13 protein-coding genes and 1 tRNA gene are annotated in these 11,806 nt (G+C 73.0%); 8 read left to right on the forward strand and 6 right to left on the reverse strand.

Translation table 11 applies throughout. The features are described from left to right. Positions 1–21 precede the first annotated feature (21 nt). The 5 genes from moaC to OG259_RS24525 all read left to right on the forward strand — a co-directional run bounded on the left by moaC (position 22) and on the right by OG259_RS24525 (position 3,020). Positions 22–507: a cyclic pyranopterin monophosphate synthase MoaC gene (gene moaC, locus OG259_RS24505; protein WP_055600182.1), complete on the forward strand. Its 486-nt coding sequence runs from the start codon at positions 22–24 to the stop codon at positions 505–507. Further along, a complete protein-coding gene (locus OG259_RS24510) occupies positions 504–1,079 on the forward strand; it encodes a MogA/MoaB family molybdenum cofactor biosynthesis protein (protein WP_443052007.1) in 576 nt (191 codons plus the stop codon). The genes moaC and OG259_RS24510 overlap by 4 nt, the downstream gene beginning before the upstream one ends. Further along, positions 1,076–1,687 carry a GNAT family N-acetyltransferase gene (locus OG259_RS24515; protein WP_328944218.1) on the forward strand — a complete coding sequence of 204 codons (612 nt, stop codon included), beginning with the start codon at positions 1,076–1,078 and terminating at the stop codon, positions 1,685–1,687. Before OG259_RS24510 ends, OG259_RS24515 begins: the two co-directional genes overlap by 4 nt. A 137-nt stretch (positions 1,688–1,824) precedes the next feature. Further along, positions 1,825–2,853, forward strand: coding sequence for a divisome protein SepX/GlpR (gene sepX / locus OG259_RS24520; RefSeq protein ID WP_328944219.1), 1,029 nt, complete (start codon positions 1,825–1,827; stop codon positions 2,851–2,853). Between the two features lie 93 nt (positions 2,854–2,946). After that, positions 2,947–3,020, forward strand: a tRNA-Ala gene (locus OG259_RS24525). 95 nt (positions 3,021–3,115) lie between these two features. Here the strand turns inward: OG259_RS24525 and OG259_RS24530 are convergent. Then, positions 3,116–3,595: a GNAT family N-acetyltransferase gene (locus OG259_RS24530; RefSeq protein ID WP_328944220.1), complete on the reverse strand. Its 480-nt coding sequence runs from the start codon at positions 3,593–3,595 to the stop codon at positions 3,116–3,118. Positions 3,596–3,645: 50 nt separating this feature from the next. On the opposite strand from OG259_RS24530, the gene OG259_RS24535 reads away from it, so the two are divergent. The 3 genes from OG259_RS24535 (at position 3,646) to OG259_RS24545 (ending at position 7,004) form a co-directional block, all read left to right on the forward strand. Beyond that, the gene (locus tag OG259_RS24535) at positions 3,646–4,449 is read left to right on the forward strand and encodes an exodeoxyribonuclease III (RefSeq protein ID WP_328944221.1); all 804 of its coding nucleotides are present in this window, start codon (positions 3,646–3,648) and stop codon (positions 4,447–4,449) included. A gap of 69 nt (positions 4,450–4,518) precedes the next feature. Then, positions 4,519–5,274: a response regulator transcription factor gene (locus OG259_RS24540; protein ID WP_328944222.1), complete on the forward strand. Its 756-nt coding sequence runs from the start codon at positions 4,519–4,521 to the stop codon at positions 5,272–5,274. Further along, positions 5,271–7,004, forward strand: a complete 1,734-nt coding sequence (locus OG259_RS24545; RefSeq protein ID WP_328944223.1) for a sensor histidine kinase — start codon at positions 5,271–5,273, stop codon at positions 7,002–7,004. The genes OG259_RS24540 and OG259_RS24545 overlap by 4 nt, the downstream gene beginning before the upstream one ends. Before the next feature lie 49 nt (positions 7,005–7,053). On the opposite strand, the gene OG259_RS24550 is transcribed toward OG259_RS24545, so the two are convergent. The 5 genes from OG259_RS24550 to OG259_RS24570 all read right to left on the reverse strand — a co-directional run bounded on the left by OG259_RS24550 (position 7,054) and on the right by OG259_RS24570 (position 11,695). Then, positions 7,054–8,358 carry an ABC transporter permease gene (locus OG259_RS24550; RefSeq protein WP_328944224.1) on the reverse strand — a complete coding sequence of 435 codons (1,305 nt, stop codon included), beginning with the start codon at positions 8,356–8,358 and terminating at the stop codon, positions 7,054–7,056. Continuing rightward, complete coding sequence (locus tag OG259_RS24555) at positions 8,355–9,065, reverse strand: ABC transporter ATP-binding protein (protein WP_328944225.1); 711 nt, start codon at positions 9,063–9,065, stop codon at positions 8,355–8,357. Before OG259_RS24555 ends, OG259_RS24550 begins: the two co-directional genes overlap by 4 nt. Beyond that, positions 9,062–10,348: a peptidoglycan-binding domain-containing protein gene (locus OG259_RS24560; protein ID WP_328944226.1), complete on the reverse strand. Its 1,287-nt coding sequence runs from the start codon at positions 10,346–10,348 to the stop codon at positions 9,062–9,064. Before OG259_RS24560 ends, OG259_RS24555 begins: the two co-directional genes overlap by 4 nt. A gap of 2 nt (positions 10,349–10,350) precedes the next feature. Continuing rightward, a complete protein-coding gene (locus tag OG259_RS24565) occupies positions 10,351–10,971 on the reverse strand; it encodes a hypothetical protein (RefSeq protein ID WP_328944227.1) in 621 nt (206 codons plus the stop codon). 85 nt (positions 10,972–11,056) lie between these two features. Beyond that, positions 11,057–11,695, reverse strand: coding sequence for a MerR family transcriptional regulator (locus OG259_RS24570; protein WP_328947166.1), 639 nt, complete (start codon positions 11,693–11,695; stop codon positions 11,057–11,059). Positions 11,696–11,806 lie beyond the last annotated feature (111 nt).

Consider the following 11,806-nt stretch of genomic DNA (forward strand, 5'->3'; position numbering starts at 1 on the left):
GCGACCGGGAGTGTCACGGCGATGAGCACGCAGCAAGGTCTCACCCACATCGACGAGGCGGGCGCGGCCCGCATGGTCGACGTATCGGCGAAGGACGTCACGTCCCGCACGGCGCGCGCCAGCGGGCGGGTGCTCGTCTCGCCGCGCGTGATCGAGCTGCTGCGCGGCGAGGGCGTCCCGAAGGGCGACGCGCTCGCCACCGCCCGGATCGCCGGGATCATGGGCGCCAAGAAGACCCCGGACCTCATCCCGCTCTGCCACCCGCTCGCGGTCTCGGGCGTGACCCTGGACCTGGCGGTCACCGACGACGCGGTCGAGATCCTGGCGACGGTGAAGACCACGGACCGCACGGGCGTCGAGATGGAGGCCCTGACGGCGGTCTCCGTGGCGGCCCTGACGGTGGTCGACATGGTGAAGGCGGTCGACAAGGGCGCGGTCATCTCCGACGTGCGGGTGGAGGAGAAGACGGGCGGAAAGTCGGGTCACTGGACGCGGAGCGAGTCGTGACGCGCGGGGGCCGGGTGTCGGGCGTCCACGAGCACGAGGAGCCGCCCCCGGCGGCGCTCGGCGACGACATCGGCGGCGCGCTCGTCGCCCCCTACTCCGCACTCGTCGTCACCGCCTCAAACCGGGCGGCGGCCGGGGTGTACGAGGACAAGGGCGGTCCGCTGATCGTCGAGGGCCTGACCCGGATGGGCTTCGCCGTGGACGGCCCGCAGGTCGTTCCGGACGGGGCGCCGGTCGAGGCGGTGCTGCGGGCCGGGGTCGCCGCCGGGTACGACGCGATCGTGACCACCGGCGGTACGGGCATCTCGCCCACCGACGAGACGCCCGAGGTGACCCGCCGGGTCCTGGAGCGGGAGATCCCGGGCATCCCGGAGGCGATCCGGGCGTACGGCCGGGAGAAGGTGCCGACGGCGGCGCTCTCGCGGGGCCTCGCGGGCGTCGCGGGCGGCACGCTGATCGTGAACCTGCCGGGGTCGCCCGGCGGGGTACGGGACGGGCTGGCCGTCCTGGAGCCGGTCCTGCGGCACGCCGTCGACCAGATCCGCGGCGGCGACCACCCGAGACCGTCGTGATCCCGACCTGGCCCGTGGTGCTCGTGGACGGTGAGGTGGTGCTCCGTCCGATAAAGATGCGTGACCACGCGGCCTGGCGCGAGGTGAACCGGCGCAACCGGGAGTGGCTGCGGCCCTGGGAGGCGACGGTTCCGCCGCCGCCCCCGGGCGGGCCGGTGGCGCATCGGCCGACGTACCGTCAGATGGTCCGTCATCTGCGGTCGGAGGCGAACGCGGGCCGGATGCTGCCGTTCGTGATCGAGTACCGGGGGCGGCTCGTCGGCCAGTTGACGGTCGCCGGGATCACCTGGGGCTCGATGTGCTCGGGGCACGTGGGCTACTGGGTGGACAGCGAGGTGGCCGGGCGCGGAGTGATGCCGACGGCGGTCGCGCTCGCCGTCGACCACTGCTTCCGCGCGGTGGGGCTGCACCGGATGGAGGTCTGCATCCGCCCGGAGAACGGGCCTTCTCGCCGGGTCGTGGAGAAACTGGGATTCCGTGAGGAGGGGCTGCGGCCCCGGTACCTCCACATCGACGGCGCGTGGCGGGACCATCTGGTCTTCGCACTGACGGCGGAGGAGGTGCCGGAGGGGCTGCTGCGCCGCTGGCACCAGGCAAGAATAAAATAAGTGTTCGAATTCAATCGGTAGTTGGCAGTCAATCGATCGGAACAATCACAAAAAAGTTCAGTGATATCAGCCAGATCGTGCGACACACCGGGCCAATTGGCCGATGCCGTCCCGCGAACCCCTCTACCGTGTGAGGCGTGAGCAGCAGCGGCCTCATCTACGCAGTCATCGTCGGGGCCTGGGCCGCCTACTTGGTGCCGATGTGGCTCCGCAGGCAGGACGAGCTGAACGAAGCCCGTCCGACGGAACGCTTCAGCACCGCCATCCGGCTGCTTTCCGGACGGGCGGGCATGGAGCGCCGGTACGCCAAGGAGCTCAAGGAGCGGGACCGTACGGCGGAGGGTCCGACGCCCGACGTGGACCCGGACGCGGAAACCGAGCATTTGAGCTCGGTCGACGTCCGGGCGTTCTCCGCGCCCGCGGCCAGAACGGAAGCGCGCCTGGAACTCCCGGAACCCGAACGGGAGAAGGCGCCGCATCCCGCCCAGGTCCGCGCGGCCACGGGCGCCGCCGCCGAGCGCGCCCGCCGGGGCAAGGTCCTCGCGCGGCGCCGCCGCACCACGACGCTCCTCTTCGCCGGCTTCACCCTCGGCGCGGTCGTCGCGGCCGTCGGCGGGGTCGCCTTCCTGTGGGCGCCGGCCGTGCCCGCACTGCTCCTCAGCGCGTACATCGTGCATCTGCGGGTCCAGGAACGCCGCCGCTTCGTCTACGTGATGGACCGGCGGCGCGCCGAAGCGGCGGCGGCCCGGCTGCGCGAGAGCCGGCGCCCCGCGCCGACGCCCGAACCGCAGCCCGACTCCGCCTCGGCTCCCTCCCCGCAGGAGGCGGACCGGCGCGCCCTGGTCGAGCAGACCGACCACGCGGAGTGGGTGGACCAGCAGCGCGACCGCGGCCCGGCCCGCGGCGACAGCTGGGACCCGGTCCCGGTCCCGCTCCCGACGTACGTCACCGCCCCGGTCGCCCCGCGCGCCACGAGCGGCATCGACATCACGGACCCGGAGACCTGGAGCGCGGCCCGCTCCTCCACGGCGGCCGACCCGACCCCCGCCCCGTCCCCGGCCCCCCGCCAGCGCACCGCCCAGCCCCGCCGCAACCGCGACCACGGCCGCACCCCGCTCTTCGACCAGTACGCGGACGACGACCGCCCCCGGGCGGCCAACGAATGACCCGCCGGGGGCCCGCGACGGCCCCCGGCTGACCTGCGAGGGAATGGATTTTTGCCTGAGCCGGTCGGGATGCTAATGTTTCACACGTCGCAAGGGCCTGTGGCGCAGTCTGGTAGCGCACCTCGTTCGCATCGAGGGGGTCTGGGGTTCAAATCCCCACAGGTCCACAGACACCGGAAATCCCGTCCGATCGCAAGATCGGGCGGGATTTCCGCTTTTCCGGGGTCGGGTGGGGTCCCGGTCTGCCGGGACCCGGACCTTCTCAGATCAGCGGCTTCGCGAAGCAGCGGCTGTTGGGGTAGTCGCGGTAGTGGCCGAACTTGGCGCAGGGTTCGTAGCCGCTCGACGTGTAGAGGGCTATCGCCTCCGGTTGGGCGGTGCCCGTTTCCAGGACCATGCGGGTGCGGCCGGCCTCGCGGGCGTCGGATTCCAGGGCGCCCAGGATGCGGCGGGCCAGGCCGAGGCCGCGGGCGTCGGGGATCACGTACATGCGCTTGAGTTCGGCGTCGCCGTTCTCGTAGCCCTCGGCGTTCTTGTCCTGGGTGCGCCAGCCGCCCGTGGCGACCGGGTTGCCCTCAGGGTCGTACGCGAGGAGGTAGAGGCCGCGGGGAGGGACGAACATTCCGGCGTCCAGCGGTGTGACATCGCCCTCGTCGTCGTAGCGGACGGCGTACTCCGCCTGGACCGCGTCGTTGAGTTTGACGGCGTCGGGGTGGTCATAGGGCGTGGGCTGGATGTTCATGCGGAGTATCGTACATGTATGCGGTGCCTGGGTGTCGGTATTCTCCCGGGATGCTCACTGTGACGTCCGTGAATGTCAATGGTCTTCGTGCAGCCGCCAAGAAGGGGTTCGTCGAGTGGCTCGGCGGTACCTCCGCCGACGCCGTCTGCCTCCAGGAGGTGCGCGCCGAGGAGGCGCAGCTGCCCGAGGAGGTGCGGGCGCCCGAGGGCTGGTTCACCGTCCACGCGCCCGCCGCCGCCAAGGGGCGCGCCGGGGTCTCCCTCTACACGCGGCGCGAGCCCGACCGGGTGCGCGTGGGCTTCGGGTCGAGCGAGTTCGACGACAGCGGCCGGTACGTCGAGGCCGACCTGCCCGGCGTGACCGTCGCCAGCCTCTACCTGCCCTCCGGCGAGGTCGGCACCGAGCGCCAGGACGAGAAGTACCGGTTCATGGGGGAGTTCCTGCCGTATCTGAAGGAGCTCCGGGAGCGGTCCGCCGCCGACGGGCGCGAGGTCGTCGTCTGCGGCGACTGGAACATCGCCCACCACGAGGCCGACCTCAAGAACTGGAAGGCCAACAAGAAGAACGCCGGCTTCCTGCCCGAGGAGCGGGAGTGGCTGGGGCAGGTGCTCGACGAGGGAGACGGCGGGTACGTCGACGTCGTGCGGGCGCTTCATCCCGAGCAGGAAGGGCCCTACTCCTGGTGGTCCTACCGCGGGCGCGCCTTCGACAACGACAGCGGCTGGCGCATCGACTACCAGATCGCCACCCCCGGACTCGCCGCCAAGGCCGTCAAGGCCTACGTCGAGCGGGCCGCGACCCACGCCGAGCGGTGGAGCGACCACGCACCCGTGACCGCCGTCTACGAGATGTAGTTCCTTTCCGCCGCTCCTTTCCCGCGCGGTACCGTGCTGCCGTACCACGGGACCGGGTGGGGGGAATTGTTGAGCGCGCGCATTCTGATCGCCGAGGACGACGAAAAGCAGTCACGTCTCATACGCATCTATCTGGAGCGGGAAGGAAATACCGTCCAGGTGGTCGCCGACGGGCGCTCCGCATTGGACCGGATCCGTTCCGTACGCCCGGATCTCGTCGTCCTCGATGTGATGCTGCCCTTCGTCGACGGCCTCGACGTGTGCCGCATCCTGCGCTCCGAGGGATCCGACGTGCCGATCCTGCTGCTCACCGCGCGCAGCACCGAGGAGGACATGCTCCTCGGCCTCGACCTCGGCGCCGACGACTACCTCACCAAGCCGTACAGCCCCCGCGAGCTGACCGCCCGGGTCCGCGCCCTCCTGCGCCGGTCCCGGGCGAGCGGCGCGGCCGCCCGGGACGAGCTGCTGCGGGTGGGCGAGGTCGAACTCGACACCGCCCGCTTCGAGGTCCGGGTCGCCGGCCGCCCGGTCGCCCTCACCTCCAAGGAGTTCTCCCTCCTCGAAGTCCTCGCCCGCGAACCGGGCCGAGTCTTCAGCCGCGCGCAGATCATCGAGCGCGTCTTCGGCTTCGACAGCGACGTCCTGGAACGCACCGTCGACGCCCACGTCCGCAACCTGCGGCTGAAACTGGAGCCCGACCCGGCCCGACCCCGCCACCTGGAGACCGTGTACGGGCGCGGGTACCGCCTCTCGGAGAGCCACCCGGAGAGACCCTCGGAGGGGACGGCGGAGGGGCTCCCGGCCGACGCGGGGCCGGAGTCGTGAGCTTTCGGCTGCGGGTGTTCGGGATCGTGCTGCTCGTCGCCGTCGCCGCCACCTCCGCCACCGCCTGGCTGACCCTGCGCCAGGTCACCGGCCAGCTCCGCGAGTCCGCCGCCGCCGACCGGCAGTCCATCACCCGGATCACCGAGACACTGCGCGCCTACGGGGCGACCCGCGGCACCTGGGAGGGCGTCGCCGGCACCGTCCGCGACCTCGCCGAGGAGACCGGGCAGCGCATCCGGATCAGCACCGGCAGCCAGGGCCAGATCGCCGACTCCGACCCGCTCACCGGCCGGGACCCGCGCCCCGGCGGCACCGCACCCCCGCTGCTCGTCGACCCCCGGCCGACCCTCGACCTGCCCGAGACCTTCGCCCCCGGCTCCCTGCGCAAGGTGACGGGCTCCATGATCCACGACTACTCGGCGGGCGTGACGTACGCCGCCTGCCTCACCCGCGCCGGGCACACGGTCACCGTCGAGCGCGGCAAGTACGCGGTGCCGATCTTCAGGGACGGCGGGAAGACCCCCGGGAGCGGCGGCGGCTCCGCCTCCTGCGCGCCGGCCGGGTTCGCCTCGGCAGCCGTCACCCAGGAGAACCACGCCGCCACCGCCGTCTGCCGCTCCCGGCAGACCGCCGCCCTGCACAGCTGCCTCCAGCGCGTCTTCACCGAACGGACCGCCGCCGTCGGCCCCCAGCCGCTCACCGTGCGCCTCGGCGCCGTCGACGACGCCGGACAGACCCTCGCGGTCGGCCCCACCGTCGTCGTCGCGGCCGGGGTCGCCGCTGCCGCGCTCGCCTGCGCGCTGCTGCTCAGCCGGGCCGTACTCCGTCCCGTACGCGCCCTCACGGCCGCCTCCCGGGGACTCGGCGAGGGCGATCTGGCGCGCCGGGTGCCCGCCTCCGGCCGGGACGAGATCGCCGAACTCGGCCGGTCGTTCAACCGGATGGCCGGCTCGCTGCAGGACAGCGAGGAGCGGCAGCGCCGCCTCGTCGGGGACATCGCCCACGAGCTGCGCACCCCGCTCGCCAACCTCCGCGGCTATCTGGAGGCGCTGCGCGACGGCGTCCTCGCCGCCGACACCGAGCTGCTCGAATCGCTCCACGAGGAGGTGCTGCTCCAGCAGCGGATCGTGGACGACCTCCAGGACCTGGCCCTCGCGGAGGCGGGCGCCCTCACGTACCACCGCAGGACGCTGGACGCCCGGGAGCTGGTCGAGGCCTGCCGGACCGCGCACAGCGCGCGTGCCGCGGCCGCCGGGGTGACCCTGGACGTGGTCGGCGCGGGCCCCGGCACCGTACGGCTGCACGGGGACCCGGACCGGCTGCGCCAGGCCCTCGGCAACCTCGTCGGCAACGCCGTGCGGCACACGGCTCCCGGCGGCGGCGTCCGGCTGGAGCTGAGCGAGCGGGGCGAGAGCGTGCGGATCGCGGTCGCGGACACCGGCAGCGGAATCCCGGCCGCCGATGTGCCGCACCTCTTCGACCGGTTCTGGCGGGCGGACGCGGCCCGTGGAAGGGCCACCGGCGGCAGCGGTCTCGGGCTGTCGATCGCCCGGCAGATCGTGGCGGACCACCACGGGGCCGTCGAGGTGGCGTCCGAGGTGGGGGTGGGCTCGGTATTCACGGTGGTGCTTCCGGCCCGTGAATCGACGGCCCGTGAATCGACGGCCCGTGAATCGACGGCCTCTGAACCGACGGCCCTTGAATTGCCGGGGAGTGAACTTCCTCGGTGAGTCGGGGCATGGCCCGCATTGCCTCGATGGGCGTGAATTCCCTCCGGAATCACGTTCCCGCCAGGGCCACCGTCGGGGCCAGGCGGCTCGCCCTTACCGCCGGATAGAGGCCCGCAATCATTCCGATCACCAGCGTGGACGCCACGCCCGCCGCCGTCGCCCAGACCGGGACCACCGTCGGCCACCCCCGGCTCAGCGCGTACGCCGCCGTGATCAGCGTCCCCAGGACCGTGCCGCCGAGGCCGCCGATCAGCGAGAGCAGCAGCGACTCCGTCACGAACTGGGTCCGGATCTGGCCCTTCGTCGCCCCGAGGGCCCGGCGCAGGCCGATCTCGGGGCGGCGTTCGAGGACCGAGATGACCATGGTGTTGCCGACGCCGACCCCGCCGACCAGGAGCGCGACCCCGCCGAGCCCGAGGAGCAGTCCGGTGAGCGTCGACTCGGTGGCCTCCCGGGCCGCGAGCGCGTCGGAGGGACGGGAGATCGCCACCTCACCCGGCTTCTCGGGGGAGGCCGTGGCCGCCAGGACGGCCCGCACCGAGGCGATCCGGCTGTCCTCGGCGCGGACGTAGACCGTCGACGGACGACCGTCGAAGCGCAGCTGGGACCGGGCCACCGGCCAGCCGACCAGGGCGGCGCCGTCGACTTCCGGTGCGAGTGGCACGGGGTCGAGGACGCCGATCAGGGAGAACCAGTGTCCACCGATCCAGACCCGGGTCCCCGGGGTGTACACGTCGAGCCGCTGGGCGGCGGTCGCTCCCAGTACGACGGCCGGGTACTTCTCCGTCGTCGAGTCCAGCCAGCGGCCCGTGCGGACGTGGCCTCCGACGGCCGGCAGCAGGTCGGAGCCCGCCGCGAGGACGGCGAGCGAGCTCGTGCGTCCGACGGCGATGTGTTCGTTGCGATAGACGTGGGCGCCGGTGGCGCCGGTGGCGGCGACCTGTCGCACGGGGGGCACGCGGCGGATCATCGCCACGGACTCCGGCGGGAGCGAGGCCTTGCCGCCGTCGGCGGTCTGGCCCGGGGCGACCCGGAGCAGGTTCGTGCCGAGGGCGTCGAGCCGCCGGTCCACCTCCGCCTGCCCGGAGCCGGAGATGCCGACCACCGCGATCATGGCGGCGACGCCGATGGCGATGCCGAGAGCGGAGAGGAAGGCACGCAGGGGGCGGGTCCGCAGGCCCGTCCCGCCGAGGCGTACGACGTCGGCGGGCCCGAGGCGTGCGGCGCGGAGCCGTGACCGGCGAGGCGGCGCGGTCGCCGTGGCCGGGTGCGCGGTCGTCACCACACGGATCTGCACCGTCTCGGGGTCCGAACCCCGTCCGGCCCGAGGGGAGTTCGTCGTGCCGTCCGTCATCGTGGCGCCCCGATCGTCGTGGTGCGTGCCGTGTCGGCGACCAGCCGGCCGTCGCGCATCTCGATGCGGCGCGGCAGCTCGGCGGCGATCTCCCGGTCGTGGGTGATGACGACGACGGTCGTGCCGGCGGCGTTCAGCTCGCGCAGCAGGGCGAGGACGGCCGCGCCCGATGTCGAGTCGAGGTTTCCGGTGGGCTCGTCGGCCAGCAGCACCGACGGTTCGCCGACCACCGCGCGGGCCACGGCGACGCGCTGGCGCTCGCCGCCGGACAGCTGGTGGGGCAGATGGTGGACGCGGTGGCTGAGCCCGACCCGCTCCAGCGCCGCCGCCGCCTTCGCCCGTCGCCGGCGTAGGGGCACGCCCGCGTAGAGCAGGCCGTCCGCGACCGAGTCGAGCACGGGGACGCCCACCGCGAGGTGGAACTGCTGGAAGACGAAGCCGATCCGGGTGGCCCGCAGGGCGGAGACCTCCCGGTCCGACAGGGCCGCCACGTCGTGGCCGTCGACCAGGACCCGGCCGGCGGAGGGGCGGTCGAGACTGCCCATGAGGTGGAGCATGCTCGACTTGCCCGAGCCCGACGGGCCGACGATCGCGATCAGTTCGCCGCGTCCGATGCGCAGGCTCACGTCCCGGACCGCCTCCACGCCGCCGGGGTACGTCCTGGAGACCGCGTCGAACTCCACGACCGCCGTTGTGCCGCCGCTCACTCGGGGATCCTCACCCTCATGCCCTCGCGGACCGCGGGGCCGCTCACTTCCACGTCGCCGTCGGCGAAGAGGCCCGTCCTCACGGCGACGAACTCGCCCGCCTCGGTCTCCAGCCCGTGCCCGCCCTCGGCGAGGGCCACCAGCGCGGCCACGGGGACCGCCAGGACGTCCTTGACCTCACGGCCCACGTACTCGACCGTGACCGGGCCGCTCTCCAGCTGTCCCACGGATTTCTGGTCCTCGACGGTGATGGTCACGGGGACGGTGGCGGGCCGCCCCGAGCCGTCCCCTCCGCCGCCGCCCTCGGCGGTGGTCGCCTGCTTGCCGATCGACGCCACCTCTCCCGGTACGGGGGTGCCGTCGGGCAGCTCGACCGTGACCTTCGCGCCGCGCACGGCCCAGGAGGCGTCCGGGGCGGAGGCGTCGACGGTCACCTTCCGGGCCGTGCCGGTGTACGTGAGGGTGTTCTCCCCGACCGTCGAGCCGAGCCGGGTGCCCGGCTGCCCGATCCGTACCCTTCCCGCCGAGTAGATGACGTCCCCGACGCCGACCGTGCCGGTCGGGGCGATTCCGAGCGACTTCTGCCAGCGTTCGACCGCACGGGCGGTGCTGGTGGTGAACCTCTCGTCCACCGTGAAACCGGTGTAGCCCAGGGCGGCGAGGTTGGTCTCGAACTGCATGACGTCCATGCCGCGCATCTCGCGAGGCAGCGGCGAGGAGCCGGTGTCCCTTCGCGTTCCGGCGCCGTGCGGCGCCGGTGACCCGGAAGGGTTCGGAGACGTGCCGTCCCTGTTCCTCTCCGGTTTCTCCGGCGTCTCCTGTTCGCCGCCCGAACCGTCATCGGCCGGGTTCCCGCTGTCCTCCGGGGGAGTCAGCCCGAGGGGCCGGTACATCGGGAGGGTTCCGTACATCAGGGTCACCGGACGGTCGTCGACCCTGAGCAGTTCCTCGCCGCGCGCGACGATCGCGCCCTGCTCGGGCAGCCAGGTCACGGTTCCGGTCGCCTTGACCGGCAACGGCAGTTCGGTGCCGTATCCCCACCGGCCCTCCACCGTGGTGCGCTCGGTCAGCGTCGCCCGGGTCACCGGGACGACGGAGCCGGCCCGGGGCGGTGCGCCCGGACGCTCGTTCCCGCCGCCGCCCAGCTCCAGCGCGCCGCTCACGGCGACCGCCGCGACGACGGCCACGGCCGCCGCGATCAGCGCCGTACGCCGGCCGCGTCGCGGTGGTGGTGTGAGGTCCGCGTCGGGTGCGTCGTCGGCGTGCGTCACCGTCTCCGCCACGGTCAGCCCTGGGCGGGGGGAGCGTCGGACGGGACCACGTTGCCGCTGATCGGCGCGCAGACGCGTATCGCGTTCTTCGCCCCGGCCGTGCTCTGGTCCCACGCGGGAGTACCCGAGTCGTCGTTCTTCTCGTGGCCGTCGGGGCCGGGGTCGGGGTAGTCGGGGGCGCCGTTCTTCTGCATGCAGGCGGCGTAGTCGCGTGCGGCCTCGATCTGTTCCGGGGTGAGCTTGGGCCGGGGGTTGATCGCCTCTTCGTACCCCTCGGGCATGGGCGGGTCGACCGATCGGCACTTCTTGGTGGCCGCCACGAACTTCGGGTTCTTCTTCATGCCCCGTACGGCGTCGCCGCCACCGAAGTCGATCTGGCCCTTGTCGTCCGGGTCGTTGAGCTCGATCCCGTTCTCGCGTATGCACGTCACCCACGCGCGCTTGCCCTCGACGTACGCCGCGATCACGTCCTTGCCGGCCGTCGGACCGCCGCCGCCCGTGGTCCGTGTCGGGGCGGACGGACCGCCACCGTTCGCGGTCGGGACGTTCGCGCCGCCCTCGTCGCCGCCGCAGCCGGTCAGCGCGAAGGCGAGGACCGACGCCGTCGCGGCCAGCAGTACCCGGTTCGTCCTCATCGGTTCTCCCGTTCCTCGGTGGGTGGGGTGGACCCCGACCGTAGGAGGGAAGTGATGAAGAACTTTCGAAGAACCTGTCAGGCGATCATGAGGCCGGTTCCGCCGGTCCTTCCCGGTGCAGCCGGCGGTCGAGTGCCATCGACAGTTCGGCCTCCACCACGCTCTTCGCGAGCGGGCGCAGCCGCCACAGGTCGTCCTCGGCCGCGTGGGTGCGCAGCAGGTCGGTGAAGAGTTCGGCGAGGGCGTCGGCGTGCTCGCGGACGCGGGCGCCGGCCTTGAGGACCTCGGCGAGCGGGACGCCCTCGCGGACGAGGGCGGCGGAGACGTCGAGCAGACGGCGGCTGATGTGGATGATCTCCTCGCCGTCGGTGACGAGGTAGCCGAGGTCGAGGGCGGCGGCGAGGTTCTCCGGGGTGACCTCGCCCGCGAAGTGGTCGGCGAGCTCCTCCGGTGTGAGGCGGACCGGCTCCTCCTCGCTGGGGGCGCCGAGGGCGAGGACCTCGCGGACGTTGCGGCCGCTCTCGAAGGCGGTGGTGAGGTCGGCGATGCCGTTGAGGGTGTGGCCGCGCTCCAGGAGGGCGGCGATGGTGCGCAGCCGGGCCAGGTGCTGCTCGTCGTACCAGGCGATCCGGCCCTCGCGGCGGGGCGGGGGGATCAGACCGCGCTCGCGGTAGAAGCGCAGGGTGCGCACGGTGATTCCGGCGGCGGCCGCCAACTCGTCCATGCGGTACTCGCGTACGCCTTCGGGCTCGCCCGTGGCGGACCGTCGGCCCTCGCGTACGCCTTCGGGCTCGCCCGCGCCCGACCGCCGACCCCCGCGTGCGCCCTCGGGTGT

The organism is Streptomyces sp. NBC_00250, from assembly GCF_036192275.1.
GTDB lineage: Bacteria > Actinomycetota > Actinomycetes > Streptomycetales > Streptomycetaceae > Streptomyces.